This window comes from Marinobacter guineae (genome assembly GCF_002744735.1).
Lineage (GTDB): Bacteria > Pseudomonadota > Gammaproteobacteria > Pseudomonadales > Oleiphilaceae > Marinobacter > Marinobacter guineae.
In genome coordinates this window covers 1,696,086-1,720,445 of record NZ_KZ319339.1, presented here as the reverse complement: position 1 = coordinate 1,720,445, position 24,360 = coordinate 1,696,086, and the positions used below count along the sequence as shown (strand labels likewise).

The following is a 24,360-nucleotide window of genomic DNA, read 5'->3' as shown; positions in this document are numbered from 1 at the left end:
CTTGCGGTTGTTTGGTGGAGACGGCGGGAATTGAACCCGCGTCCGCCAGCACTCAGCCTTGAGGTCTACATGTTTAGCGTCTCTCTATTAATTTAAGTTCAAGCGACCCGAGAGCCAGGGTGCAAGAACCGAGTTCTTTAGATCTTAGCCGCTAGCCAGTGAACTCTGGATAACGGAGCATCCCGTAAGCGATGACGTCCTGAGATGTAGCTCCGGGCTACGGGCGACCCGGTCAGGACGACTAGCAGCTTACGCTGCTAGTGCGTAGTTTTCGTCGTTTGCGACTATTGCGTTGCAGCTTTGGATTAACGAGATTCGCTGCCATCTCGACATGCACTCAAGGGATCGCCACCAGCGTCGAAGCCATGTCGTCCCCTTACTCACAGTATATGTGTCCGGTTTGCCGGACTTCAAGGTTTGTTTGTTGAAGATTTGTGCCGCAGGGCCGGTAGATGTACCTACGGGCCTAGCTGGCTTTGCGTTTATGGGCGCCTGGACGGCCGGCCAGGGCTGCGTGGCTCAGGGCCTCGAAGCTTTGCCGGAAATAGTCCATCACCGCATCCGGGTCGGCGTGGATGGCCTTGTCGACGGTAATTCCGAACTGAACGGTGCCAGCATAACTGAGAATACTCATGCCGATACCGATATTGCCGCTCTGGGGCACCCAGAACATGGGCTGGGTGAGTTTGCTACCCGCAAGGTACAGGGCGTCTTTCGGCCCTGGTACGTTGGTCAGTACGGCGGAGGCCTTACTACTGAGAAGGTCCAGAGCCCGGCGTTCAATAACATCCGGGCCTCGACCGAATATATCAAGAAGGCTGTAAGTGACCTGGGCCTGATAGGAGCGTTTGAGCCGGTTCATGTTCTCCTGTACCTGCCGGAAGCACATAAGGGGGTCCTGGACTTCCACCGGCAGGGTAACCAGAACAAGGCCGAACTTGTTGCCGAGGGTTTCGATGGGCTGGTCAAGAGGCCGGAGGTTAAATGGCACGGCCACGCGGATTCCGCAATCGGGGATGGTTTCCTTGTGTGCGGCAAAGTGACGCTGCAGAGCCCCGGTGACCGTACAGAGCAGTGCATCGTTTATGGTGCCACCAAGAGCCTTGGCACAGGCTTTCACGTCGGCAAGGTCCAGTGGCTCTGCCCAGGCCACTTGTTTGCGCCCGGAGAGTGGCTGTTTCAAGCCGGTTTTGGGCTCAAATGGGGCCAGGCCGAGTTTCACGAGGTCCATGGCCACGCTACTGGCTGTTGACGCTAGTTTGAGGGGGTAGTTGGGTTCTTCACGGACGGACTGAATGAAAAGCCTGGCCTGGTCCGTTGCCACATGGGCGCTATCGACCAGTCGGTTCAGTGTGCGCTGAATGGTGGAAGTTGGTTTGTGTCCGGCCTGGGGCTTGGTGGCAACCCGTTTGAGTTTCGGCTCTGGAGTCTTGTCGGTGAGTGAAAGCATCACCCGCACCAGCGATATGCCATCGGCAATGCAGTGATGGATGCGAATCAGCAATGCGCCGCCGCCCTCGTAATTGTCTATGTAGTGCATTTGCCAGAGCGGTTGCCGGAAATCCAGTGAGGTACTGTTCATGTCGCTGACCAGTTTCTGGAGCTCCGCTTTGTCGGCCTTGCCCGGCAGGGCGATCTGGTGGAGGTGGTTGTCCAGATCAAACAGGGGGTCATCCTGCCAGTAAGCACGGTCTCCTGTGTCCACAACTCGCTGGCGGAACCGGCTGAAACACAGGAATCGGGTTTCAATTGTGTGCCTGAGACGGTTCATGGAGATGGGGTGTTCCAGAGTCCATACACCGCAGATCATCATGGGATTTTGTGGGGTGTCCATGCGCAGCCACGCACGATCAACAGCGGACATGGGTATCTGTTTTGGTGACATAAGCTCTCCCTTTGCCATGCACCGGGACTCCCGAGTATAGGCCTGTTGGAAATCTGAACAAAGAGAATGAGTATGCGACACACCTGCCGGTTCTGCCCATGACCGGCGTCAGATATTCTAAAATTTGTGCGGAGCCGTCATCAGATGTTGGTATCGCGCAGGATTCGCTGCTTCTGGCGGTTCCAGTCCCGCTCTTTCTCGGTGGCGCGCTTGTCGAACTGTTTCTTGCCTTTTACCAGGGCGATCTCGCACTTCACCCTGTTGTTTTTCCAGTAGAGTGCCAGCGGAATGCAAGTGTAACCGGCCTGGTTTACCTTGCCGACGATCTTGGCAATTTCCTTGGCGTGCAGCAGGAGTTTGCGCGTCCGGGTCGGATCTGCAATGACATGGGTGGACGCTGCGATCAGTGGGGTGATGTGAGAGCCGAGCAACCAGGCTTCGCCGTCCTTGAGTAGTACATAGGCGTCCACCAGTTGGGCCTTGCCGGCGCGCAGGGATTTCACTTCCCAGCCCAGCAGGGCGAGACCTGCCTCGAAGCGGTCCTCAATGTGATACTCGTGCTTCGCCTTTTTGTTCAGCGCGATGGTACTGCTCGGCGTTCCGGGCTTTTTCTTGCTCATGAATCAATAAATCCGGGGTCGGACGAATGAACGGGCCGGCGTTCGTGTAGCCGGAAAAAGGCGCATTGTAGCCCAGGAGTGCCGGACCGGTCACGAAATCAGCGACAGGCCGTCTGTCCGCTCGTGCGCGGCCGGATCCATCGGCTACAATACGGGGCCAGACTTATTCAGGGGGCTCAGGGGCTCGAATGCCTACGCCGTATCAGACACATGTCGGGTCCTTTACCCGAAAATCAACCTTCTTCTGGGCTGCGGTGGGTGCCACCGTCGGTCTTGCGAACCTGTGGCAGTTCCCCTATCTGGCCAGCCTGCACGGTGGTGGTCTGTTCATACTGCTCTATCTGGCTTGCCTGCTGCTGGTCACTCTGCCGCTTATGGTTACAGAGGCCGCTCTTGGCCGTTACGCCCGCCACGGTATTGTGTTGGCGATGGACGGCCTGATTCGCAGTGCCAAACGTTCGCGGCTCTGGATGGCGGCAGGTCGGCTCAGCATTCTTGCGGCCTTTCTGGTGCTGTCTTTTACGGCGGTGTTCGGCTCCATCGCTCTGGCCTATGTATTTTTTGGCGCACTGGGGCGGTTCTCGGGGGCGGGAGACTCTGAGGCGACGGCAATCCTGGCCGGGCTGGTTTCGGACCCGCGAGAATACCGGATGTTCATGGGCTGGCATCTCTTTTTCCTGCTGCTGGTGGTCTGGGTATCGGCGCAGGGGGTAGTAAAAGGCCTCGAGCGGGCGCTGCGCGTGGTGGTGCCGGGAACTCTGGTGCTGATGCTGGTGTTATTCGCTCTGGCGGTCTGGTACGGACGGATTGATGGTGCTGTCAGCCAGATTCTGGCCATGCACCCGGAAGACCTCAGTTGGGGAAGTCTGAAAGCGGCATTGTTCCACGCGTTCTTCACTCTGGGGCTTGGCATGGGAGTCTGGGCCATTCTCGGTTCCTACACCACGCCCCATACCCGGCTCAAACGTTCGATTCTGGCCGTTGTCCTGATGGATACCCTGGTGGCGATCCTTGCGGGTCTGATGATCTTTGCCATGGCAACAGACGGCAACAGCTTTGATGGCGAGCGAGGGTTTAGCCTGTTGTTCGTTTCCATGCCTGTGACTCTGGCCCAGCTTCCGGCAAGCCAGTTCGTGATTGCCACCGTATTTCTGATGGTGGTGCTGATTGTCTGGACCACATCCCTCAACCTGCTTGAACCTGTCGTTGGCTGGTTTCGAGAATGGACAGGGGCGCCGCGGGAGCTGTCCGTGGTGCTAATTGGCCTGGCGGTATGGCTCGCTGGGCTGGCATCGCTACTGTCGTTCAATCTGTGGGCGCAGGAACGTGTGGGCGGCGCCACCATGTTCCGGTGGCTGGAGTTGGTCACCGGTGGTTTATTGATTCCACTGGTCGCCATTCTGGTCGCGCTGTTTACCGGCTGGTGCCTGACCCGGCACCTTGCCAGGACAATGCTGGGTGCGGCTCCGGGGTTGTTCGCCGGCATCTGGTTCTGGGTGATGCGGTTGGTGTTGCCACTTGTGGTTGCCTGGATTGGTGTTCAATACACGGTGTTTTCACTGTCGAACCTGTGTGACAGCGGCAGCACGGCCGTGTGGTGCGAGCAGCCTGTCACGCTGCTTTCTGGTGACAGGCCAGATCCTTTGGAGGAGCCTGCGGATGCTCCGCCGTCGGCGGGGCCATCAGGGGACGAATCCGCAGGCAATGAAACCGTGCCTGCCGCTGAACAGTCGCCGTCAACGGAAAATGGCAGTAAAGGAAACTCGGGGGAAAAAGCCCCACAAGAGGACGATATCCTTTATCATAGCGTGTGATTGAGACTGTCTTTCTTCTCAGAAGTCCGCAATCTTTTCACAGCGTGTTTGCAAGCAGGACAACCGGTTCCAATGCCCCATCAGATCGACAAAACAGCTTTGGTAATGCACTCGGCCGAGCGCATGTTCCACCTCGTAAACGACATCGCCCGTTACCCCGAATTCCTTCCCTGGTGTGCAGGCGCCGAGATTCATGATCAGAATCCGGAGCAGATTACCGCTTCCCTGGAAATTGCCAAGGGCGGCATACGGCACACGCTGACTACACGAAATCAGCTGTTACTGCCTGATGCAATAGAGATGAATCTGGTGGATGGTCCGTTTCAGAATCTGACCGGTCGCTGGCACTTCAAGTCGCTGGACGACAACGCCTGCAAGGTGATTCTTTCTCTTGAGTTTGAGTTTTCCGGATCCCTGTCGCGAATCACCTTTGGCCCGGTGTTCAGCCAGGCCGCCAATACCATGGTGGATGCGTTTTGCCGTCGTGCGGATGAACTCTACCGGAAGGAGGGTGCATGATTCAGGTGGAAGTGGCCTACGCCCGACCGGACAAACAGGAAATTATTCCGGTGCAGGTTCCCGAGGGGACTACTGCGCTGGAGGCAGCGAAACTCTCGGGTATTGCCGATATTTTCCCGGAAATTGACGTGGACGCCACCGACATGGGTGTGTTCGGAAAGGTCATCAAGGATCCTGCAGCTCATGAACTCCGCGAGGGAGACCGGGTGGAGCTCTACCGACAGCTCAGGATCGACCCGAAACAGGCGCGTCTGAATCGGGCGAAGAAGAAAGCCTGAACTCAGTACGCCGGGGTTTCTTCGAGCAGCTGTGCTTCGTAGTGGGCGTACTGATCGCCTTCGTAATAGACGATGATTCGCTGCTCCTTGATATCGCCACCCTCCCTTTGAAACGTATAAACGTAGTATTCCCGGGAGAGATCAACCGGGTTCAGCATGAGTGGTGTTCCCATCACTGCATGCACCTGGCTACGGGACATGCCCTCGGACAGTTGCGTCAGCTCCTCATCGGTAACGATGTTTCCCTGCTGGACGTTGATTTTGTATACGCCCGGGAAAACGCAACCGGATAGAACGAGAGTGAGAATGAGAGCTGTGAGCTTTTGCATCGCCGGGGGAAATCCTCTATCTTGAAATCGCCTGCCAGGGGCAGGTGTGACACGGGTTAACCGTTCAAAGGCGGCTTCATCATACCGGAAGCCGTGAGGCACACCAAAGAGTGAATAGTAACATGTCGTCTGAAAACGCCGAATTACGAAAAGTCGGTCTGAAAGTTACTCTGCCGAGAGTGAAAATCTTCAATATATTGGAGACGGCCGAGGAACATCATCTCAGTGCCGAAGATGTATACAAGAAGCTTCTGGAGCAAGGCGATGACGTGGGGCTGGCGACGGTCTACCGGGTGCTGACGCAGTTTGAAGCGGCAGGACTGGTATTGCGCCACAACTTTGAGGGCGGCCATGCCGTTTTTGAAATGGCCGGTGATGATCACCACGATCATATGGTTTGTACGCAGACCGGTGAGGTTATCGAGTTCTTCGATGAAGTGATTGAAGAGCGCCAGAAGAAAATCGCGGAAGAGCGCGGTTACGAAATCGTGGACCACAGTCTGATTCTCTACGTCAAACCGATCAAATCCTGATTCGGACCTGACAAATCGACATAAAGAAACGGCAAAAAAGGGGGCGGGTGATTAAGCCCGCCCCAACAGCTCTCAGGATCGAGAGGGGTAGAGGGTTCTTTCCTTCGGGTCAGTGGTGAGTTGCCTGCCCCTTTGTAAACATTTCTCTGGCGTGAGCGATAGTGTGGTCGGTCATGTCCACACCACCCAGCATCCGTGCCACTTCACTAATTCTGCCCTGGTCGTCCAGTGCCTCGATTTTCGAGAAAGTGGCATCCTGTTCCGTAAATTTGCTGACAAAAAGGTGCTGGTGGCATTGAGCTGCTACCTGTGGCAGGTGGGTAACACAAAGTACCTGACCATTGCTCCCCAGTGTGCGCAGCAGCCGGCCAACCACTTCAGCAGTACCGCCGCCGATACCCACATCCACTTCGTCGAAGACCAGCGTAGGCGTGGTTGAGGTCTGAGCAACCACCACCTGAATCGCGAGACTGATTCGTGACAGTTCGCCACCGGAGGCAACCTTGGCCAGTGGCCGTGCCGGTTGCCCGGGGTTGGCGCTGACCAGAAATTCAACCTCTTCCAGGCCGTGGGCCGCAGGCTCTTCGCCAGAGTTGCGGTTCAGGTGTGTGATGAACTGCATGTTGGGCATGCTCAGCTGGGTAAGCTCTGCAGCAACGCGCTGGTCAAGCTCGGCGGCAGCCTTGGCTCGTGAATCCGACAGTTGGCCAGCCAGTTCATCGAACCGGCTGCGCTGGCTTTCAAGCTCTGCTTCCAGCTGTTCCAGACTGCCTTCGCCACCATCCAGCTCAGCCAGCTCGGCGCTCAGGCGCTGGTGCAACTCCGGCAGCTCTTCCGGGGTGATTCGGTGCTTCCGGGCCATCTGGTAGATGGCGCTCAGTCGTTCTTCCACTTCTGACAGTCTGGCAGGATCAGCCTCGTAATCTTCGACAAAGTGGCGCAGGTTGTCGCCGGCTTCGCTGATCTGGATCTGGGCTTCCTTCAGCATCTGAAGGGTATCGGCCAGTGCTGGCACGTCTACTGGAAGCTGTTCCAGCTGCTGCAGGGCCTGGCGGACCAGATCGGCGGCGCTGGTCTCGTCTTCAGTGCACAGCAGGGCAGCCTGATGGCTGTTGTGCAGAACTGCGTCTGCCTGGCTCAGCTGTGCCTGTTCCTGCTCCAGCTGCTCCTGTTCGCCACTTTCCAGGGCCAGGCGGTCCAGCTCTTCCACCTGATAACGCAGCAACTGAAGCTTGGCTTCCGCTTCGTCGGCGTTTTGCTGCCGCTCGATCAGTCGCTGGCGGATCTGGTTCCAGGTCTTCCATGCCTCGCGGGTGTCAGTGGCCAGCGCCTCGACGCCAGCAAACTCATCCACCAGCTTTCGGTGGGTTTCCTTGCGCAGCAGGGACTGGTGCTGGTGCTGGCTGTGGATATCCATCAGCACGCCACCGAGTTCCTTGAGGTGGTTCAGCGGGCAGGGCTGGCCATTAATATAAGCGCGGGAACGGCCGTCCTTGCTGATAACGCGGCGGAGTATGCAGTCATTCTCATCGTCCAGCTCATGCTCGGCGAGCCACTCGGTCGCCTCTGGGATGGTGGATACATCAAACGTGGCCGTAATGTCCGCGCGCTTGGCTCCGTGTCGAACCGCGCCGGCATCTGCACGGCCGCCCATGGCCAGGCCCAGGGCGTCCAGCACGATGGATTTGCCGGCGCCGGTCTCGCCGGTAAGTGCAGTCATGCCTTTGCTGAACTGGAGTTCCACCCGTTCGGCGATGGCGTAATTGGAAACCGTGAGCTGGGTAAGCATGCAGATAACCTCCGCGACTTTCTGAAAACCAGACGTCCTGAAAAGCAGTTGGGCAGTCTGGTTACTGCCCAATACTGTTAATACATACAGTGACTGTGAATATATACAGGGTTTTTCCTGTTTGCAAACCTGGTGGTGTGATTTTCTTCAGGAATGCACGCGCCAGCGGTTGAAACCTGAAAGTGGGACCCCATATCCGTTCGCAATGACATTTTTCCGGCGCGCTGCGGCCGGAGCCCATGTTCAACCGGCCACTGACAAGCGGGCCGCTGAAGACCAAGCAGGAGTAGCCATGAGCACTGACGAAAACCGCAACGATCACGAGGAACTGAACGAGGCCCTGGAGGCTGCCAAAGAAGAGGCTCAGTCCGCGAGCCGGGATGCTGGCGAGGGCGAAAACTCTGAGGTAGAGACGCTGAAGGCCCAGGTGCAGGAGTTCCAGGAACAGATGCTGCGCTCCCAGGCCGAGATGCAGAATGTGCGTCGTCGTGCCGAGATTGATGTGGAAAAAGCCCACAAGTTTGCCTTGGAGAAGTTCGTCAAGGAGCTGTTGCCGGTTGCAGACAGTCTGGAAAAGGCGGTTGAGAGCACCGAGGGCCAGGAAGATTCCGGCGAGCTGGTAGCTTCAATTCGTGAAGGCGTGGAAATGACGCTGAGCCTGTTCATGTCCAGTCTGAAAAAATTCAATGTTGAGCAGACCAATCCGGTGGGCGAACCCTTCGACCCCCAGCAACACGAGGCTATGTCCATGGTGCCGGCCCCGGATGCTGAACCCAATAGTGTGGTTGCGGTGGTGCAGAAAGGATATCTGCTGAATGGTCGCGTGGTTCGCCCTGCCATGGTCGTGGTTGCCAAGTCCGAAAACGCACCAAAAATTGATGAGCAGGCTTGAAAATCTGGTTAAAGCGCCAATATAGCCATTAAACAGCGAAAGCGGAGGGAAAACCTCCGGGAAAGCATTCAGAAGAACTGGAGTGACTCAATGAGCAAGATTATCGGTATCGATCTGGGAACGACTAACTCCTGTGTGGCCATCATGGATGGTGACAAGGTCAAGGTTATTGAAAACGCCGAAGGTGATCGCACCACGCCGTCCATTGTCGCGTACACCGAAGATGGTGAAACGCTGGTAGGGCAGTCCGCCAAGCGTCAGGCGGTTACCAACCCGAACAACACCCTGTACGCCATCAAGCGTCTGATCGGTCGTCGTTTCGAAGACGACGTGGTCCAGAAGGACATCAAGATGGTGCCCTACAAGATCGCCAAGGCAGACAACGGCGATGCATGGGTGGAAGTCAAGGGTGAGAAGATGGCGCCCCCGCAGATTTCTGCGGAAATTATCAAGAAGATGAAGAAGACCGCCGAAGACTATCTGGGCGAGAAAGTGACCGAAGCGGTAATCACCGTGCCGGCCTACTTCAACGACAGCCAGCGCCAGGCTACGAAGGATGCGGGCAAGATCGCCGGTCTGGAAGTCAAGCGCATCATCAACGAGCCGACCGCGGCTGCCCTGGCCTATGGCCTCGACAAGAAAAGCGGTGACCGCACGGTAGCTGTTTATGACCTGGGCGGTGGTACCTTTGATATCTCCATCATCGAGATTGCCGATGTGGATGGCGAGCACCAGTTCGAAGTGCTGGCTACCAACGGCGACACATTCCTGGGTGGTGAAGACTTCGACATGAAGCTGATTGAGTATCTCGCCGATCAGTTCAAGAAAGACAGCGGTATTGACCTGCGCGGCGATTCACTGGCCATGCAGCGACTGAAAGAAGCTGCCGAGAAGGCCAAGATCGAGCTGTCCAGCAGCCAGCAGACCGACGTTAACCTGCCATACGTAACGGCGGACGCCAGCGGTCCCAAGCACATGAATGTGAAAGTGACCCGCGCCAAGCTGGAGTCACTGGTTGAAGAGCTGGTCGAACGCAGTCTCGCACCTTGTCGCACCGCGCTGGAAGATTCCGGTGCCAAGATCGGTGAAATTGACGAAGTGATCCTGGTCGGCGGTCAGACCCGTATGCCGATGGTTCAGGAGAAGGTTAAGAACTTCTTCGGTAAGGAAGCGCGTAAAGACGTCAATCCGGACGAAGCCGTAGCCATGGGTGCTGCTATCCAGGCGGCCGTGCTTTCCGGTGACGTGAAAGACGTTCTGCTGCTGGACGTGACCCCGCTGACCCTCGGTATCGAAACCATGGGTGGCGTGGCAACTCCGCTGATCGAGAAGAACACGACTATTCCGACCAAGAAGTCGCAGACGTTCTCCACAGCGGATGACAACCAGACTGCAGTAACCATTCACGTGGTTCAGGGCGAGCGCAAGCAGGCTGCCCAGAACAAGTCTCTGGGTCGTTTTGACCTGGCCGACATTCCGCCGGCCCAGCGCGGTGTTCCACAAATCGAAGTCACCTTTGACATTGATGCCAACGGTATCCTGAATGTGTCCGCGAAGGATAAGGCGACTGGTAAGGAGCAGTCCATCGTGATCAAGGCTTCTTCTGGCCTGAACGAGGACGAAATCGAGAAGATGGTTCGTGACGCCGAAGCCAACGCTGAAGAGGATCGTAAGTTTGAAGAGCTGGTCCAGGCCCGCAACCAGGGTGACGCGATGGTGCACGCCGTTCGCAAGACCTTGAAAGACGCAGGCGACAAGGTCAGCGACAGCGAGAAGGAGTCTATCGAAGCCTCCGTCAAAGAGTTGGAAGAAGCTCTGAAAGGTTCCGATAAGGAAGACATCGAGGCCAAGACCCAGAAGCTGACCGAAGTCTCTTCCGAACTGGCCCAGAAGATGTACGCAGATCAGGCCGAGCAGGCGCAGCAGACTGGCGGGCAGGAAGATGCCCAGGCCAAGCAGGCTGATGACGCTGTGGATGCCGAGTTTGAAGAAGTGAAAGACGACGACAAGCGATAAATCTGAAGTACATCAGGTAGTTGGAAAACGCGGGGGATATCCTCGCGTTTTCCGCGTTTAAAAACAGGGTTTTAAAAGCATGGCCAAGCGCGATTATTACGAAATTCTCGGGATTTCCCGGGACGCGGACGAGAAGGAAGTCAAACGAGCCTATCGAAAGCTCGCGATGAAGTACCACCCCGACCGTAACCCGGACGACACGGAAGCCGAGAACAAGTTCAAAGAGGCCAGCGAAGCCTACGAAATACTGGCGGACCAGTCCAAGCGAGCGGCTTACGACCAGTTCGGTCACGCTGGTGTTGATGGCCAGGCCGGCGGTGGATTCGGAGGCGGCGGTGCCAGCTTCTCCGACATCTTTGGTGACGTATTCGGCGATATCTTCGGGGGCGGCGGGCGTGGCCGCAACACCCGTGGCGCCGACCTGCGTTACACCCTGGAGCTGGATCTGGAGGAAGCTGTCAAAGGCAGAACTGTCCAGATCAAGATCCCTGGGCATCGCGAGTGTGAAGTGTGCGACGGCAGCGGTGCTGAAAAAGGCTCCCGCCCGGAAACCTGCGGAACCTGTAAGGGTATGGGGCAGGTACGTATGCAGCAGGGCTTCTTTACCGTGCAGCAGGCGTGCCCGACCTGCCGAGGTTCCGGCCAGATTATCAAGAACCCCTGCCAGGCCTGCCATGGCCAGGGCCGGGTCCAGGAAGAAAAGACGCTCTCTGTTAAAGTGCCGCCCGGCGTGGATACCGGCGACCGCATCCGTCTGTCTGGTGAAGGCGAAATGGGTGTCGATGGCGGGCCTCCCGGTGACCTGTACGTTCAGATCGCCGTCCGTGAGCACTCCCTGTTTACCCGTGATGGCCGCAACCTCTACTGTGAAGTGCCCATCAGCATCGTGGATGCGACCCTCGGCGGTGAGCTGGAAGTGCCGACCCTGGACGGCCGCGTGAAGCTCAAGATTCCCCCCGAAACCCAGACCGGCAAGCTCTTTCGGCTGCGTAACAAAGGCGTTAGCCCGGTTCGTGGTGGTCCCGCAGGCGACTTGCTGTGCAGGGTAATTGTAGAAACACCGGTGAATCTGACCAAGCGCCAGAAAGAACTGCTGAATGAGTTCCAGAAAACCCTCGATGCCAGCAACGGAAGCGATCACGGCCCCAAGAAAACCTCCTGGTTTGAGGGTGTGAAGAGCTTTTTCGACGAAATGAAATTCTGACGGGCCGAGCTCTTACGGGTTCAACAAGGGTGAAAAAAGGGAAAGCGAGCATGAGGGTAGCAATCATCGGCGCCGCCGGGCGCATGGGAAAAGTACTGATCGAAGCCGTTGACGGCACTGATGGCCTCGAGCTCGGTGCCGCCATTGTCGAGCCGGGCAGCAGCCTGATCGGTGCTGATGCCGGAGAAATGACCGGTGTCGGTAAAACCGGCGTGGAAATGGCCGGCAGTCTGGCTGATGTGAAGGACGATTTCGATGTCCTCATCGATTTCACCTTTCCGGACCTGACCCTGGAAAACGCCGAATTCTGCAAAGCCAACGGCAAAATGCTCATTATTGGCACCACCGGCATGTCCGACGCCGAAAAGCAGCAGCTGGCTGTAACTGCAGAATCCACTCCCCTGGTGTTCGCGCCCAACATGAGCGTAGGCGTCAATGTGGTCCTCAACCTGCTGCGCACCGCCGCTGCAGCTTTGGGCGACGACTATGATGTCGAAATCATCGAAGCCCATCACCGCCACAAGAAAGACGCCCCCTCCGGGACTGCCCTGCGTATGGGTGAAGTTGTTGCCGATGCCCTTGGTCGCGATCTGAAAGAGTGCGCCGTGTATGGCCGCGAAGGCTTCACGGGCGAGCGCACCCGCAAGGAAATTGGTTTCGAAACGATCCGTGCCGGTGATGTGGTGGGCGATCACACCGTGTTGTTCGCTACCGAGGGTGAACGCATCGAAGTGACCCATAAGGCCAGCAGCCGGATGACCTTTGCCAAGGGTGCCATGCGGGCTGCGCTTTGGCTGAAAGGCAAGCCGGCCGGGCTTTATGATATGCAGGATGTCCTGGATTTGAAGTGAGGGGTAGCCAGAGGCCATCTCTATGGCAAAGATCCCAACCCCTTGCCGATGTTTCGGTCATGCACAGAACCGACGGTATTTCCCGTGGACAAAAAGCGCCATATTTCTTACAATAAGGCGGTTTAACTGCACCAAGCGTACCTTTGAATAAGTTTATAAGAAAGCGGGACCGAGCCAAGACTCCGTCTCGCTTTTTTGCAACCTGAATTTGCGCTTGCGTTCCTGTTCGTGACGAACCGATACGCCACTCGATGAGGATACAAGCCTTGAGCACACCAGCAATCCTTGCACTCGCAGACGGAAGCCTGTTCTACGGCAGCGCTATTGGCGCTGACGGAGAAACCAGCGGTGAAGTGGTGTTCAACACCGCCATGACCGGCTATCAGGAGATCCTGACCGATCCGTCTTACTCCCGCCAGATCGTCACCCTGACATACCCGCACATCGGCAATACCGGTGTGAACGAAGAAGACGTCGAGTCAGACCGCATCCAGGCCGCCGGCCTGATTATCCGCGATCTGCCTCTGATGGCCAGCAGCTGGCGCAGTAAGGGAAGCCTGGACGACTACCTGCGAAGCAACAACATTGTTGGAATCGCCGACATTGATACTCGCCGCCTGACCCGGATCCTGCGGGACAAGGGCTCCCAGAACGGTGCCATCGTTGCCGGCGAAAATGCCACCGCCGAGCGTGCACTGGAACTGGCGAAAGCCTTCCCGGGCCTCAAGGGCATGGATCTGGCAAAAGAGGTGACCTCCGACAAGATCTGGTCCTGGAGTGAAACCGAGTGGACCCTGGGCGAGGGTTATGGTGAGCGTACCGAGGCCAGCTTCAAGGTCGTCGCCTGGGATTACGGCGTGAAGCTCAACATCCTGCGCATGCTGGCCTCCCGCGGCTGCGACATTACCGTAGTGCCGGCCCAGACCCCGGCCTCCGAAGTGCTGGCCATGAATCCGGACGGCGTGTTCCTGTCCAACGGCCCGGGTGATCCCGAGCCCTGCGATTACGCCATCACAGCTATTAAAGAAGTGCTGGAAACCGAGATCCCGGTCTTTGGCATCTGTCTGGGCCATCAGTTGCTGGCTCTGGCCAGTGGTGCCAAAACCATGAAGATGGGCCACGGCCACCACGGTGCCAACCATCCGGTGCAGGATCTGGCGAGGGGAACCGTGATGATCACCAGCCAGAATCACGGCTTTGCTGTCGACGAGGCAACGCTGCCGGCCAATCTCGAGGCGACTCACAAGTCCCTGTTCGATGGCACGCTGCAGGGCATTCGCCGGACCGACAAGCCGGCCTACAGCTTCCAGGGACACCCGGAAGCCAGCCCCGGTCCCCATGACGTGGCCCCCCTGTTTGACGAGTTTATCCGCCTGATGGAGGCGCGATCCGCCTGAGGGGGGTCGCCGGGAAAGCTCACGGGCGCCGCGTGTTGCGCTGCCAGAATTCAAAAGTTGCTGACAGGTTTACCTAGAAATGCCAAAACGTACCGACATAAAGAGCATCCTGATCCTGGGCGCCGGGCCCATTGTGATCGGGCAGGCGTGCGAGTTTGATTACTCCGGAGCCCAGGCCTGCAAGGCCTTGAGGGAAGAGGGTTACCGGGTCATCCTGGTTAACTCCAATCCGGCGACCATCATGACCGATCCGGTGATGGCCGATGCCACCTACATCGAGCCGATCACCTGGAAAACCGTCGAAAAGATTATCGAGAAAGAACAGCCGGACGCGCTGCTGCCCACCATGGGTGGTCAGACCGCCCTGAACTGCGCCCTGGACCTGGAAAAGCACGGCGTACTGGAAAAGCACGGCGTGGAGATGATCGGCGCCAACGCAGATACCATCGACAAGGCCGAAGATCGCGACCGATTCGACAAGGCCATGAAGCGGATTGGTCTCGAGTGCCCGCGGGCCACCATTGCTCACACCATGGCGGAAGCCTGGGAAGTGGCAGACGACATCGGCTTTCCGTGCATTATCCGCCCGTCCTTCACCATGGGCGGCTCTGGCGGCGGTATCGCCTACAACCGGGATGAATTCGAAGAAATCTGTACCCGTGGCCTGGACCTGTCCCCGACCAACGAACTGTTGATCGACGAGTCCCTGATCGGCTGGAAAGAGTATGAGATGGAAGTTGTCCGCGACAAGAACGACAACTGCATCATCGTCTGTGCCATCGAGAACTTCGACGCCATGGGTGTGCACACCGGTGACTCCATCACCGTGGCCCCGGCCCAGACCCTCACCGACAAGGAATACCAGATCATGCGGAACGCCTCCCTGGCGGTCCTGCGTGAGATCGGTGTGGAAACCGGCGGCTCCAACGTCCAGTTCGGCATCAACCCCGATACCGGTCGCATGGTGGTGATCGAGATGAACCCGCGGGTGTCCCGTTCCTCCGCTCTGGCCTCCAAGGCCACTGGCTTTCCGATCGCCAAGGTCGCTGCCAAATTGGCAGTAGGCTACACCCTGGATGAGCTGCGCAACGAAATCACCGGCGGCGTCACTCCGGCCTCGTTCGAACCCAGCATCGACTACGTGGTCACCAAGATCCCCCGGTTCACCTTCGAGAAGTTCCCCCAGGCCGACGCCCGCCTGACCACCCAGATGAAATCCGTGGGTGAGGTCATGGCCATTGGTCGGACCTTCCAGGAATCCCTGCAGAAAGCCATGCGCGGCCTGGAGGTCGGCTCCGACGGGTTTGAAGAAAAAGTGGATCTGGCAACGACGGACGGCCAGGAAACGCTGACTCAGGAGCTGAATGTGCCGGGGGCGGAGCGCCTGTGGTACATCGGCGATGCGTTCCGTGCCGGCATGACGGTTGAGGAAGTCTTCAACAATACCCACGTCGACCCCTGGTACCTGGTGCAGATCGAAGACCTCATCCGTGAAGAGCAGGCCCTCAAGTCCGCTGGCAAGGCCGATATTGATCAGGCCACCCTGTTCCGCCTCAAGCGCAAGGGCTTCTCCGATGCCCGCCTGGCCAAACTGCTGGGCCTCTCGGAAGTGAGCCTGCGCAAGCTGCGCCACGATCTGGACATCCGCCCGGTGTACAAGCGGGTGGACACCTGCGCGGCCGAGTTCGCCTCCGACACCGCCTACATGTACTCCACCTATGAAGAAGAATGCGAAGCGGATGCCAGCGACCGCGAGAAAATCGTCGTCATCGGTGGCGGCCCCAACCGGATCGGCCAGGGCATCGAATTCGATTACTGCTGCGTGCACGCGGCCCTGGCCATGCGCGAGGATGGCTACGAAACCATCATGATCAACTGCAACCCGGAGACCGTGTCCACCGATTTCGACACCTCCGATCGGTTGTATTTCGAGCCGATCACCCTGGAAGACGTGCTCGAAATTATTCACGTTGAAAAACCCAAGGGTGTGATCGTCCAGTACGGTGGCCAGACCCCACTGAAACTGGCCCGTGGCCTGGAAGCGGCCGGCGTACCGATCATTGGTACCAGCCCGGACGCCATCGACCGCGCCGAGGACCGGGAGCGGTTCCAGCAAATGATTACCCGTCTGGGCCTGAAACAGCCGGAAAATGCCACCGTGCGCAGCCACGAGGAAGGCATCCTGGCCGCCCGGGAAATCGGCTATCCGCTGGTGGTGCGTCCGTCCTACGTGCTGGGTGGCCGGGCCATGGAAATCGTCTATGACGAGGAAGAGCTGGTGCGCTATATGCGCAACGCTGTGCTGGTCTCCAACGATAGCCCGGTACTGCTGGATCACTTCCTGAATGCTGCCATCGAGGTGGACATCGACGCCATCTCCGACGGTACCGACGTGGTGATCGGTGGCATCATGCAGCACATCGAACAGGCCGGCGTACACTCCGGTGACTCCGCCTGCTCGCTGCCGCCGTACACCCTGTCCCAGCAGGTGCAGGACGAGATGCGCGACGCAGTCCGGAAAATGGCCATCGAACTCGATGTGATCGGCCTGATGAACGTGCAGCTGGCCTGGCAGGACGGCGAGATCTACGTGATCGAGGTGAACCCACGGGCCTCCCGGACCGTACCGTTCGTGTCCAAGGCCATTGGTGTGTCCCTGGCCAAGGTGGCGGCCCGGGTGATGGCGGGCAAGACCCTGAAGGAGCTGGAGTTCACCCAGGAAATCATCCCGCGTTACTACGCGGTGAAGGAGTCTGTGTTCCCGTTCAACAAGTTCCCGGCGGTGGATCCGATCCTCGGGCCGGAAATGAAGTCGACCGGTGAGGTCATGGGCCTGGGTGACAGCTTTGACGAGGCCTTTGCCAAGGCCGCCCTCGCGATCGGTGAGCGTTTGCCGACCAAGGGAACTGCGTTCATGTCGGTGCGCGACGTGGACAAACCGGGTGCCGCGAAAGTTGCCCGTGATCTGGTTGAGGCCGGTTTCAAGGTGATTGCGACTACCGGTACCGCCAAGGCCCTGAAAGAGGCCGGAATTGAGGTTGATCGGGTGAACAAGGTCCGTGAAGGCCGTCCACACATCGTGGATGCCATCAAGAACGGTCAGGTCCAGCTGATCATCAATACCACCGAAGGTCGCAAGGCGATTTCCGACTCGGCCCAGATCCGCCAGTCGGCATTGCAGACCAAGGTAACCTACACAACGACACTGGCGGGCGGCGAAGCCTTCTGCCGGGCCATCAAATTTGGCCCGGAGCGCACTGTACGCCGCCTCCAGGATCTTCACGCAGGAAAGTGAAACTATGGCTGACAGAGTACCGATGACAAAGGAGGGGGAAAGCCGCCTCCGCCAGGAACTTCAGAAGCTGAAGTCCGAAGATCGTCCCCGGGTGATTGCGGCAATTTCCGACGCCCGAGAGCACGGCGACCTGAAAGAAAACGCCGAATACCATGCCGCCCGGGAGCAACAAAGCTTTATTGAGGGCCGTATCCAGGAAATTGAAGGCAAGCTGTCCGGCGCTCAGGTGATTGATGTCACTACCATCGAGAACACCGGCAAGGTGATTTTTGGCACCACGGTCCATTTGCTGAACATGGACACCGATGAGCAGGTCATCTACCAGATCGTTGGTGAGGACGAAGCCGACATCAAGGCAGGGAAGTTGTCGATTTCGTCGCCCATCGCCAGGGCCCTTGTTGGCAAGAGTGAAGGTGACGTGGTCGCGATTCGCGTGCCGTCCGGTACCGTGGAATACGAGATTGAGGAAGTGGAGTACGTCTGATTAAGCGTTGCGGTGAACATGGGGTCAGATGAAAGCTTTCATCTGACCCCATGTTCAGGCGAAAAAAAGCCGGCTCGGGATGCCCCAGCCGGCTTTTGTTTTAACAGGTTTTGCGCCGGATCAGTGCTTGTGGCGCAGCAGGTTCGACAGCTTCGGATTGGGTTTCTTCGCGCGGCGCAGGATCACGGCGATTTTGCCGATGCTCTGGATCAGCTCGGCGCCGGAACTTTCGCAAAGTGCCGCGATGGCTTCCTGTCGCGCTTCGCGATCCTGGTTTGCCACCTTGATCTTGATCAGCTCGTGATCATTCAGGGCGCGCTCCAGTTCTTCCTGCAGCCCCTCGGACAGGCCTTTGTCGCCAACGATGATGACCGGCTTCAGATTGTGGGCAATGGCCCGGTATTCCCGGCGCTGTTCCGGTGAAAGACTCATGATGTAATCTCTTTATCGGTGCAATTAACAAAAGGTCAGCGGCGTATGCGCTGACTTGAACGTATAATTTGCGGATTGTAACAGATCACCTTGCCGTAAAAATGGCCGTTAACACGTATCGGAACGGCCACTGGCAGGTTTAAGCGCAGTTTTGGAGGTTTTAATTGGCCCGTTCGAAATCCAGTGATCGCTGGCTGAAGGAACATTTCGATGATGTCTGGGTCAAAAAGTCCCAGGAAGATGGCTATCGGTCCCGAGCCAGCTACAAGCTGATCGAGCTTAATGACAAGGACAAGCTGTTCCGTCCCGGTCAGCTGGTCGTTGATCTCGGGGCGGCGCCGGGTGGCTGGTCCCAGGTAGCCGCGGAAAAGGTTGGCGACACAGGTGTGGTCATCGCCAGCGACATCTTGCCGATGGATCCGATTGCCGGCGTGGACTTTGTGCAAGGCGATTTCACCGAGGATGAGGTGTTCGAAGAATTGCTTGCGTTACTCGGAGATCGTCGTGCAGACGTTGTAATTTCAGATATGGCGCCCAATATGAGTGGTATGGCCGCCGTTGATATTCCGAACGCCATGGGGTTGGTAGAGCTGGCCCTGGATATGGCGAAGCGGGTGTTGCGACCGGGTGGCGTATTTGTTGCCAAGGTGTTTCAGGGCGAAGGTTTTGATGCGCTGCTGGCTGATATGCGTGGCAGCTTTAACACGGTTGTCAGCCGCAAGCCGGATTCTTCAAGGGCTCGTTCCCGGGAGATATATCAGGTTTGCAAAGGCTTTAAAGGCTGAAATTGGAGTCAGATGAAAGCTTTGATCTGACTCCGTCTTCACGCCTTCAGGCTGGTCAGTAAGATCAGCGCGCCTGTGGCCGATACGGATGGGCCGTTTCTGGTGGACAGGCGTACAATTGGTGTAAGGTGTCAAAAAAGGGTGCTTTCGAAAGTCTAACCCTTCAATTCACAGGTGACGATCCTTGAACGATATGGCAAAAAATCTGGTTCTCTGGCTAATTATAGCCGCCGTGCTGCTGATGGTGTTTCAGAACTTCTCTCCCACCACCACCGGCCAACAAGTCAATTATTCCCAGTTTGTGGAGATGGTCCAGCAAGGGCAGGTCCGTCAGGTCACAATTGATGGGTTGGAGGTGCAGGGTACCCGCGATGACGGTTCCCAGTTCCAGACAATCCGTCCCCAGGTGTCTGACAACAAGTTGATGGACGACCTTCTTGCAAATCAAGTCGAGGTAATCGGTAAGCAGCCTGAGCGTCAGAGCCTGTGGACACAGTTGCTGGTGGCCGCGTTTCCGATACTCATCATCATCGCGCTGTTCGTTTTCTTCATGCGTCAGATGCAGGGAGGTGGCGGCGGCAAAGGCCCCATGTCCTTTGGCAAGAGCAAGGCTCGTCTGATGAGTGAAGATCAGATCAAAACGACCTTCGGGGACGTGGCCGGGGTTGATGAGGCCAAAGAAGACGTGAAGGAGCTTGTGGACTTCCTGCGGGATCCCAGCAAGTTCCAGCGTCTTGGTGGCAGCATTCCCAAAGGCGTTCTGATGGTGGGTCAGCCGGGTACTGGTAAAACCCTGCTCGCCAAAGCTATTGCTGGTGAAGCCAAGGTGCCGTTCTTTTCCATCTCCGGCTCCGACTTCGTGGAAATGTTCGTGGGCGTGGGCGCATCCCGTGTTCGAGATATGTTCGAGCAGGCCAAGAAGCAGAGCCCCTGCATCATCTTTATCGACGAGATTGATGCGGTCGGTCGCCATCGTGGCGCCGGTATGGGTGGCGGTCATGACGAGCGCGAGCAGACCCTGAACCAGTTGCTGGTTGAGATGGACGGCTTTGAAGGCAATGAAGGCGTTATCGTCATCGCAGCCACCAACCGTCCGGATGTTCTCGACCCCGCGCTGTTGCGCCCGGGCCGTTTCGATCGTCAGGTGGTCGTTGGGCTGCCGGATATCATCGGCCGTGAACAGATTCTCAAGGTGCACATGAAGAAAGTGCCCCTGGACGACAGCGTAGAGCCCGCTTTGATTGCCCGTGGTACGCCTGGGTTCTCCGGTGCGGATCTTGCCAACCTGGTTAACGAAGCTGCGCTGTTTGCGGCGCGTCGTAACCAGCGCCTGGTTTCCATGGAAGAGTTCGAGTTGGCCAAAGACAAGATCATGATGGGCGCCGAGCGCAAGTCCATGGTGATGAGCGAGAAAGAAAAGCGGAACACCGCTTACCATGAATCTGGCCATGCCATTGTCGGTCGGCTGATGCCCGAGCACGACCCGGTTTACAAGGTCAGCATTATTCCTCGCGGCCGCGCGCTGGGTGTGACCATGTTCCTCCCTGAAGAGGACAGGTACAGCCACAGCAAGCGGTTCCTGATCAGCTCGATCTGCAGTCTATTCGGTGGCCGTATTGCCGAAGAGCTGACTCTTGGATTTGATGGCGTCACCACGGGTGCGTCCAACGACATCGAGCGGGCGACCAGTCTGGCCCGGAACATGGTGACCCGTTGGGGGCTGTCCGAGAAGCTCGGGCCGCTGCAGTACGATACCGACAGTGAAGAGCCGTTCCTCGGTCGTTCCGCTGGCCAGTCCCAGACAGTGTACTCGCCGGAAACCGCCCAGCGGATTGACGAAGAAGTCCGGAACATCATCGACACCTGCTACGAGAAAGCCAAGCAGATCCTGATTGATAACCGTGAAAAGCTGGACCTGATGGCCGACGCGCTGATGAAGTACGAAACCATTGATCGTCATCAGATCGACGACATCATGGAAGGCCGGGCGCCTCGTCCGCCAAAAGGCTGGGGAGACAGCGGTCCTGCAGGTGGCGTGAAAGCCGACGAGCCTGAAGTGGCGCCGGAGCCCAAGGCTTCCGACGATGGCCGCCATCCCGGTGTCGGCCGTCCTGCCGGAGAGCACTGACGCTACCGGCTTTCCGGTCAGAAAATCCTTGTAGTTCCCTGCGCCGCCCGGACCCCGGGCGGCGTTTGTTTTTGCCAGTCTGAAAAAGGTTTGCCATGAAAATGAAATTTGCCGGGCGGGCGCTGGATATGTCCCGCTGCCACGTAATGGGGATTTTGAACGTAACGCCGGATTCCTTCTCCGATGGTGGGAAGTTTAACCGGCCCGATGTGGCTCTCCAGCGGGCAAGGCAAATGGTGGCCGATGGCGCGGCATTTATCGATGTCGGTGGCGAGTCGACCCGCCCGGGCGCGACGCCGGTGTCGGTTCAGGAAGAGCTGGATCGGGTCTGCCCGGTGGTAGAAGCGATTGCCCGGGAGCTGGATGCCGTGGTCTCGGTGGACACCAGTGCGCCGGAAGTGATGGCCGAAACAGCACGGCTCGGGGCAGGTCTGATCAACGATGTGCGTGCGCTTCAGCGGGAAGGCGCGCCTGAGGTGGTTGCCCGGGTGGGTATACCAGTGTGCATCATGCATATCCAGGGCGAACCGGACACCATGCAGGATCATCCGGACTACCGGAATGTCCGCCGGGAGGTGAGTTCGTTTCTCTCAGAGCGAATGCGTGTAGCCGAAATGGCAGGCGTTCGTCCGGAGAATATTCTGCTCGACCCGGGCTTCGGTTTTGGCAAGAGTCTCGAGCACAACCTGCAGTTGCTGGCTTCCCTCGAGCAGATGCACATCCTCGGGCATCCACTATTGATCGGGGTTTCCCGGAAATCCATGCTCGGCCATATCACCGGTCGCGATGTGAATGAAAGGTTGCCCGCGAGTCTCGCGGCCGCGACAATATCCGCCATGAAAGGTGCCAGTATTATTCGAGTGCACGATGTCAGGGAAACAGTAGACGCCGTCCGTGTGGTGGCGGCAGTCAAGGAGGCAGGTTAATGTCCGAGAGAAAATATTTTGGCACGGACGGTATTCGCGGCCGTGTCGGCGAGTTTCCGATTACCCCGGAATTCATGCTCAAGCTGGGCTGGGCCGCCGGTCAGGCATTCAAACGCGATGGTCATCGCAACAGTGTCCTGATAGGCAAGGACACCCGGCTCTCCGGTTACATGTTTGAGTCCGCCCTGGAGGCCGGGCTTTCAGCCGCCGGTGTCGATGTAAAGCTGCTCGGCCCGATGCCAACTCCGGCCATTGCCTACCTCACCCGTACATTCCGGGCATCGGCTGGTATCGTGATCAGCGCGTCCCATAACCCTCATCACGACAATGGCATCAAATTTTTCTCGGCTGACGGCACCAAGCTCGATGACGCCCTGGAAGCGGAAATCGAGCGCTGGCTGGACATGCCGATTCAGGTGTGTGAGCCAACGGAGCTTGGTAAGGCCTCCCGGGTGGACGATGCTCCGGGCCGGTACGTGGAATTCTGTAAAAGCACCGTGCCAAACGAATTCACCCTGGATGGCATGAAAATCGTGCTGGATTGCGCCCATGGTGCTACTTACCACGTGGCCCCCAAAGTGTTTCGTGAGCTTGGTGCCACGGTATCGGTGATTGGCGCCGATCCCGATGGTCTGAATATCAACCTGAACGTCGGCTCAACCCATCTGGAAGCACTGAAGGCGGCTGTTGTTGAAAAGAGGGCGGACCTTGGCATCGCGTTTGACGGCGACGGTGACCGGGTCCTGATGGTGGATCGTGATGGTTCCGAAGTGGATGGCGATGAACTTCTCTACGTGATTGCCTCCCAGCGTTTTGCAGAGGGTCGCCTGAAAGGTGGGGTGGTCGGCACCCTGATGACCAATCTTGGTGTCGAGTTGGCACTGACTGAGATCGGAATCGAATTCGAACGCGCAAAAGTCGGCGATCGCTACGTCATGGAGCGCCTGGTGGCCAACAACTGGGTGCTCGGCGGTGAAGGCTCGGGCCATATGGTTATTCGTGACTGCACGAGTACCGGAGATGGGATTGTCTCGGCGCTGCAGACTCTGCTGGCGATCAGGCAATCGGGGAAGACACTTTCTGATATCCGTCAGGGTATGAGCAAGCTGCCCCAGAAGATGATAAACGTGCGTGTGAGCCAGCGTTTTGACCCGTTTAGCCGGGGTGACATCGTGGCCGCAGTGAAAAAGGCCGAATCCGACCTGGGCAGCTCCGGGCGAATCCTGCTCAGAGCCTCTGGAACCGAACCGCTAATCCGGGTTATGGCCGAAGGACAGGACGCAGAGGATATCCTGCGGGTTGTTGAGGAACTGGCGAAAGTGGTGGAGAATTCTACCGCATAATTTTGTGTTTTCAGGCGGTTGTCTGCTGGGAGGGAGTGCTGTATAGTTCGCCCTCCCTCACGTTCGGGAACTGTTATGCGTCGTAAGATCGTAGCCGGAAACTGGAAAATGAACGGGTCAAAAGACCTGGCCCAAACCCTGGTAGGCTATGTGCGATCCCAGGTCGAGTCTCTTGATAATGGCGTTGAGGTTGTTATTATTCCTCCCGCAATTTATATCGGAGATGCGGCCGCTCAGGCCGGTGATGCATTGGCATTGGGTGTTCAGAACGTCGGGCGGTGGGGGTCCGGAGCCTATACCGGTGAGATTTCCGCTGAGATGGCAAAGGATCAGGGTTGCCGTTACGCTTTGGTCGGGCACTCTGAGCGTCGTCAGATCTTTGGTGAAACCGACGACGAAGTGGCCGCGAAAGTCGAGCGCCTTGTTGGTAGTGGTCTGGGTGCCATCGTCTGTGTCGGTGAAACGCTTGAGCAGCGTGAAGCTGGCGAGGCGGAGTCGGTTGTTGCGGGTCAGGTCCGGAAAGGTCTGGCAGCGGTGGCTCCGAATCAGTGGTCGCATGTTGTTGTCGCTTATGAGCCTGTTTGGGCCATTGGCACCGGAAAAACCGCCACGGCACAAGATGCCCAGGCCATGCACGCATCGATCAGAAAGGTGCTGGCAGAGTTGGGAGCCCCCGCGGAAGAGATATCCCTGCTTTACGGGGGCAGTGTAAAAGCGGATAATGCAGCCGCGCTTTTTGCCGGGCCGGATATTGACGGCGGGTTGATCGGCGGAGCGTCGCTGGTAGCAGAAGAATTTGTAAGTATTTGCCGGGCTGTTCCGGCAGGTGCCTAAAGTTAA

21 protein-coding genes and 1 other RNA gene are annotated in these 24,360 nt (G+C 57.7%); 16 read left to right on the top strand and 6 right to left on the bottom strand.

The features are described 5' to 3' along the window. Nucleotides 1-12 precede the first annotated feature (12 nt). The 3 genes from ssrA to smpB all read right to left on the bottom strand — a co-directional run bounded on the left by ssrA (nt 13) and on the right by smpB (nt 2,505). Nucleotides 13-376: a transfer-messenger RNA gene (ssrA, locus tag CLH62_RS08030) on the bottom strand. A gap of 90 nt (nt 377-466) precedes the next feature. Then, the gene (locus tag CLH62_RS08025) at nt 467-1,885 is read right to left on the bottom strand and encodes a WS/DGAT/MGAT family O-acyltransferase (RefSeq protein WP_099617563.1); all 1,419 of its coding nucleotides are present in this window, start codon (nt 1,883-1,885) and stop codon (nt 467-469) included. A gap of 140 nt (nt 1,886-2,025) precedes the next feature. Then, nucleotides 2,026-2,505, bottom strand: coding sequence for an SsrA-binding protein SmpB (smpB, locus tag CLH62_RS08020; protein ID WP_099617562.1), 480 nt, complete (start codon nt 2,503-2,505; stop codon nt 2,026-2,028). 188 nt (nt 2,506-2,693) lie between these two features. Here smpB and CLH62_RS08015 point away from each other — a divergent pair, with 188 nt between their 5' ends. The 3 genes from CLH62_RS08015 to CLH62_RS08005 all read left to right on the top strand — a co-directional run bounded on the left by CLH62_RS08015 (nt 2,694) and on the right by CLH62_RS08005 (nt 5,116). After that, a complete protein-coding gene (locus CLH62_RS08015) occupies nt 2,694-4,319 on the top strand; it encodes a sodium-dependent transporter (protein WP_099617561.1) in 1,626 nt (541 codons plus the stop codon). 72 nt (nt 4,320-4,391) lie between these two features. Continuing rightward, nucleotides 4,392-4,838: a type II toxin-antitoxin system RatA family toxin gene (locus tag CLH62_RS08010; RefSeq protein WP_099617560.1), complete on the top strand. Its 447-nt coding sequence runs from the start codon at nt 4,392-4,394 to the stop codon at nt 4,836-4,838. Continuing rightward, nucleotides 4,835-5,116, top strand: coding sequence for an RnfH family protein (locus CLH62_RS08005; RefSeq protein WP_170005768.1), 282 nt, complete (start codon nt 4,835-4,837; stop codon nt 5,114-5,116). The genes CLH62_RS08010 and CLH62_RS08005 overlap by 4 nt, the downstream gene beginning before the upstream one ends. 2 nt (nt 5,117-5,118) lie before the next feature. On the opposite strand, the gene CLH62_RS08000 is transcribed toward CLH62_RS08005, so the two are convergent. Beyond that, the gene (locus tag CLH62_RS08000; protein ID WP_099617559.1) at nt 5,119-5,445 is read right to left on the bottom strand and encodes an outer membrane protein assembly factor BamE; all 327 of its coding nucleotides are present in this window, start codon (nt 5,443-5,445) and stop codon (nt 5,119-5,121) included. Between the two features lie 122 nt (nt 5,446-5,567). On the opposite strand from CLH62_RS08000, the gene fur reads away from it, so the two are divergent. Further along, a complete protein-coding gene (fur, locus tag CLH62_RS07995; protein WP_099617558.1) occupies nt 5,568-5,978 on the top strand; it encodes a ferric iron uptake transcriptional regulator in 411 nt (136 codons plus the stop codon). Nucleotides 5,979-6,087: 109 nt separating this feature from the next. Here fur and recN read toward each other — a convergent pair whose 3' ends face one another. After that, a complete protein-coding gene (recN, locus tag CLH62_RS07990; protein WP_099617557.1) occupies nt 6,088-7,767 on the bottom strand; it encodes a DNA repair protein RecN in 1,680 nt (559 codons plus the stop codon). Between the two features lie 292 nt (nt 7,768-8,059). Between recN and grpE the strand changes: the two genes are divergently transcribed. The 7 genes from grpE (at nt 8,060) to greA (ending at nt 17,906) form a co-directional block, all read left to right on the top strand. Then, on the top strand, nt 8,060-8,659 hold the full coding sequence (grpE, locus tag CLH62_RS07985; protein WP_099617556.1) for a nucleotide exchange factor GrpE: 600 nt from the start codon (nt 8,060-8,062) through the stop codon (nt 8,657-8,659). Nucleotides 8,660-8,749: 90 nt separating this feature from the next. Next, nucleotides 8,750-10,675, top strand: coding sequence for a molecular chaperone DnaK (dnaK, locus tag CLH62_RS07980; RefSeq protein ID WP_099617555.1), 1,926 nt, complete (start codon nt 8,750-8,752; stop codon nt 10,673-10,675). 79 nt (nt 10,676-10,754) lie between these two features. Beyond that, a complete protein-coding gene (dnaJ, locus tag CLH62_RS07975; protein WP_099617554.1) occupies nt 10,755-11,879 on the top strand; it encodes a molecular chaperone DnaJ in 1,125 nt (374 codons plus the stop codon). A 50-nt stretch (nt 11,880-11,929) separates the two neighbouring features. After that, a complete protein-coding gene (gene dapB, locus CLH62_RS07970; protein ID WP_099617553.1) occupies nt 11,930-12,730 on the top strand; it encodes a 4-hydroxy-tetrahydrodipicolinate reductase in 801 nt (266 codons plus the stop codon). Nucleotides 12,731-12,996: 266 nt separating this feature from the next. After that, nucleotides 12,997-14,127, top strand: coding sequence for a glutamine-hydrolyzing carbamoyl-phosphate synthase small subunit (gene carA / locus CLH62_RS07965; RefSeq protein WP_211285669.1), 1,131 nt, complete (start codon nt 12,997-12,999; stop codon nt 14,125-14,127). Between the two features lie 79 nt (nt 14,128-14,206). Beyond that, complete coding sequence (carB, locus tag CLH62_RS07960; protein WP_099617551.1) at nt 14,207-17,422, top strand: carbamoyl-phosphate synthase large subunit; 3,216 nt, start codon at nt 14,207-14,209, stop codon at nt 17,420-17,422. A gap of 4 nt (nt 17,423-17,426) precedes the next feature. Further along, nucleotides 17,427-17,906 carry a transcription elongation factor GreA gene (gene greA, locus CLH62_RS07955; RefSeq protein WP_099617550.1) on the top strand — a complete coding sequence of 160 codons (480 nt, stop codon included), beginning with the start codon at nt 17,427-17,429 and terminating at the stop codon, nt 17,904-17,906. 120 nt (nt 17,907-18,026) lie between these two features. Here greA and yhbY read toward each other — a convergent pair whose 3' ends face one another. Beyond that, a complete protein-coding gene (gene yhbY, locus CLH62_RS07950; RefSeq protein WP_099617549.1) occupies nt 18,027-18,338 on the bottom strand; it encodes a ribosome assembly RNA-binding protein YhbY in 312 nt (103 codons plus the stop codon). Nucleotides 18,339-18,502: 164 nt separating this feature from the next. Between yhbY and rlmE the strand changes: the two genes are divergently transcribed. The 5 genes from rlmE (at nt 18,503) to tpiA (ending at nt 24,354) form a co-directional block, all read left to right on the top strand. Continuing rightward, complete coding sequence (gene rlmE, locus CLH62_RS07945) at nt 18,503-19,123, top strand: 23S rRNA (uridine(2552)-2'-O)-methyltransferase RlmE (protein ID WP_099617548.1); 621 nt, start codon at nt 18,503-18,505, stop codon at nt 19,121-19,123. A 184-nt stretch (nt 19,124-19,307) separates the two neighbouring features. Continuing rightward, entirely contained in the window at nt 19,308-21,251 is a 1,944-nt protein-coding gene (gene ftsH / locus CLH62_RS07940; protein WP_228152788.1) for an ATP-dependent zinc metalloprotease FtsH, read from the top strand. Between the two features lie 95 nt (nt 21,252-21,346). Further along, nucleotides 21,347-22,177, top strand: coding sequence for a dihydropteroate synthase (folP, locus tag CLH62_RS07935; protein WP_099617547.1), 831 nt, complete (start codon nt 21,347-21,349; stop codon nt 22,175-22,177). Next, nucleotides 22,177-23,520 (top strand): phosphoglucosamine mutase, encoded by a 1,344-nt coding sequence (gene glmM, locus CLH62_RS07930; RefSeq protein ID WP_099617546.1) that lies wholly within the window; start codon nt 22,177-22,179, stop codon nt 23,518-23,520. Before folP ends, glmM begins: the two co-directional genes overlap by 1 nt. A gap of 75 nt (nt 23,521-23,595) precedes the next feature. Beyond that, nucleotides 23,596-24,354: a triose-phosphate isomerase gene (gene tpiA, locus CLH62_RS07925; RefSeq protein WP_099617545.1), complete on the top strand. Its 759-nt coding sequence runs from the start codon at nt 23,596-23,598 to the stop codon at nt 24,352-24,354. Nucleotides 24,355-24,360: the final 6 nt, after the last annotated feature.

What these genes read in the sequence shown, in the direction of transcription:
- recN (WP_099617557.1), bottom strand. Translation starts at nt 7,767, where the DNA reads ATGCTTACCCAGCTCACGGTTTCCAATTACGCCATCGCCGAACGGGTG.
- dnaJ (WP_099617554.1), top strand. Translation starts at nt 10,755, where the DNA reads ATGGCCAAGCGCGATTATTACGAAATTCTCGGGATTTCCCGGGACGCG.
- CLH62_RS08025 (WP_099617563.1), bottom strand. Translation starts at nt 1,885, where the DNA reads ATGTCACCAAAACAGATACCCATGTCCGCTGTTGATCGTGCGTGGCTG.
- tpiA (WP_099617545.1), top strand. Translation starts at nt 23,596, where the DNA reads ATGCGTCGTAAGATCGTAGCCGGAAACTGGAAAATGAACGGGTCAAAA.
- greA (WP_099617550.1), top strand. Translation starts at nt 17,427, where the DNA reads ATGGCTGACAGAGTACCGATGACAAAGGAGGGGGAAAGCCGCCTCCGC.
- yhbY (WP_099617549.1), bottom strand. Translation starts at nt 18,338, where the DNA reads ATGAGTCTTTCACCGGAACAGCGCCGGGAATACCGGGCCATTGCCCAC.
- fur (WP_099617558.1), top strand. Translation starts at nt 5,568, where the DNA reads ATGTCGTCTGAAAACGCCGAATTACGAAAAGTCGGTCTGAAAGTTACT.
- glmM (WP_099617546.1), top strand. Translation starts at nt 22,177, where the DNA reads ATGTCCGAGAGAAAATATTTTGGCACGGACGGTATTCGCGGCCGTGTC.
- CLH62_RS08010 (WP_099617560.1), top strand. Translation starts at nt 4,392, where the DNA reads ATGCCCCATCAGATCGACAAAACAGCTTTGGTAATGCACTCGGCCGAG.
- carB (WP_099617551.1), top strand. Translation starts at nt 14,207, where the DNA reads ATGCCAAAACGTACCGACATAAAGAGCATCCTGATCCTGGGCGCCGGG.
- folP (WP_099617547.1), top strand. Translation starts at nt 21,347, where the DNA reads ATGAAAATGAAATTTGCCGGGCGGGCGCTGGATATGTCCCGCTGCCAC.
- smpB (WP_099617562.1), bottom strand. Translation starts at nt 2,505, where the DNA reads ATGAGCAAGAAAAAGCCCGGAACGCCGAGCAGTACCATCGCGCTGAAC.
- CLH62_RS08015 (WP_099617561.1), top strand. Translation starts at nt 2,694, where the DNA reads ATGCCTACGCCGTATCAGACACATGTCGGGTCCTTTACCCGAAAATCA.
- dnaK (WP_099617555.1), top strand. Translation starts at nt 8,750, where the DNA reads ATGAGCAAGATTATCGGTATCGATCTGGGAACGACTAACTCCTGTGTG.
- CLH62_RS08005 (WP_170005768.1), top strand. Translation starts at nt 4,835, where the DNA reads ATGATTCAGGTGGAAGTGGCCTACGCCCGACCGGACAAACAGGAAATT.
- grpE (WP_099617556.1), top strand. Translation starts at nt 8,060, where the DNA reads ATGAGCACTGACGAAAACCGCAACGATCACGAGGAACTGAACGAGGCC.
- CLH62_RS08000 (WP_099617559.1), bottom strand. Translation starts at nt 5,445, where the DNA reads ATGCAAAAGCTCACAGCTCTCATTCTCACTCTCGTTCTATCCGGTTGC.
- dapB (WP_099617553.1), top strand. Translation starts at nt 11,930, where the DNA reads ATGAGGGTAGCAATCATCGGCGCCGCCGGGCGCATGGGAAAAGTACTG.